2 protein-coding genes are annotated in these 1,471 nt (G+C 61.7%); both read left to right on the forward strand.

What is annotated here, in order from left to right:
• Nucleotides 1-774: pyridoxal-phosphate dependent enzyme (locus tag EN991_RS09410; RefSeq protein ID WP_206519182.1), on the forward strand; the 774-nt coding region annotated here is incomplete at its 5' end.
• Between the two features lie 158 nt (nt 775-932).
• The coding region (locus EN991_RS09415) for a sugar ABC transporter substrate-binding protein (protein WP_164768941.1) at nt 933-1,471 on the forward strand (539 nt) is incomplete at its 3' end.

A 1,471-nucleotide genomic window follows, 5' to 3' on the forward strand; every position in this document is an offset into this window, starting at 1 on the left:
ACGAACCGGGTGAAAACGCTCGAGCCGGGCCGGATCGAAAACGGACTGGTCGCCGCATCCGGCGGCAATCACGGCCTGGCCACCGCCTATGTGGCTGCCCGGGCCGGCGCTCCCGCCACCATCTACCTGCCGAACAATGCAAGCCCGCTGAAGGCGGAAAAGCTGCGCAAATGGGGCGCTGACGTTCGCTTCGAAGGCAAGGTCTGGGATGAAGCGCATGAGGCTGCATTGGCCGAGGCAAAAGCGCGCGGCGCCTTCTACATGCATCCCTTCGCCGATGCGCAGATCGTGTCCGGCCAGGGAACCGTGGCGCTGGAGATGGTCGACCAGATTCCCGATGCCGACATCTACATCGTCGCGATCGGCGGAGGCGGCCTCATCAGTGGCATGTCCGAAGTCCTGAAGCACGTCAAACCCGACGCCAGGATCGTTGGTGTCGAGCCGACCGGTTCACCGACCCTTCACGCCTCCCTGACTGCCGGCCGTGTCGTTCGCTTGCCCGAGATAACGACGAAGGTGGCGACCATGGCCTGCGGCCGCACGGACGAAAGTATCTACGAGATCGTCGCCAAGCACGTCGACGACATCGTCCTTGTCGAGGATGCGGACATGCAGAAAGCCGCTGAATTGCTCTGGTTCGAATTCGGCATCGCCGCCGACCTCAGCGGCGCGGCATCGCTGGCCGCGTTGATGAGCGGAGCTTTCAAGCCACCGCGCGGCGCCCGCATCGCCGGGCTTGTCTGCGGCGCCGGTGTCGAAGGCCTGAACGGCTGAGGTCGAGAAAGGCCGGTCCACGCAAGACGCGGCCCGACATGGATACGGCACGAGTGCCGCGGAATACCGCCGGAATGCCTGTCGCTGGGACGGTCGTCGTGCGGGACATGAAAAAGAGGCGAAGAATCGTCCTGTCGCAACAAGAGGAGAACTGAAACATGCGCATTTCCCTGAAAGCATCCATTGCTCTGCTTGCACTCGCCATCGCAACGCCCTCGCTTGCCGCGGAAAAGGTTCTTGGACTTGCGGCAATCGACTTGCAGAACTCCTTCTTTGTCCGCATGAAGGAAGCCGGCGACGTGGCTGCCGCCGACTATGGGGTGAAATCCACCTGGCAGAGTGCCGAGGGTAGCCTGGAAAAACAGGTCAGCATCATCGAGAATTTCATCAATCAGGGCGTCAGCGCGATCCTGATCGATCCGATCGACAAGAACGCGGTCATTCCGGTGATCCAGAAAGCCACCGCCGCCGGCATTCCGGTGATCACCATGGGCAACAAGGTCGAGGCAGGCTCGAACTATTCGACGCTCTATCCGGACTACGACAACATGTCGATGGTTGCCCGCGCGCTCGGCAAGTCGCTTGGCGGCAAGGGCGAAGTCGCCCTGCTCGTCGGTTCGCGTGGCAACTTCGTGTCCGACACGCGCGAAAAAGGCTTTGTCGAAACCCTGAAAAAGGAGTTTCCGGACATCAAGGT

The organism is Mesorhizobium sp. M7A.F.Ca.US.005.03.2.1 (assembly GCF_003997795.1).
GTDB classification, from domain to species: domain Bacteria; phylum Pseudomonadota; class Alphaproteobacteria; order Rhizobiales; family Rhizobiaceae; genus Mesorhizobium; species Mesorhizobium ciceri.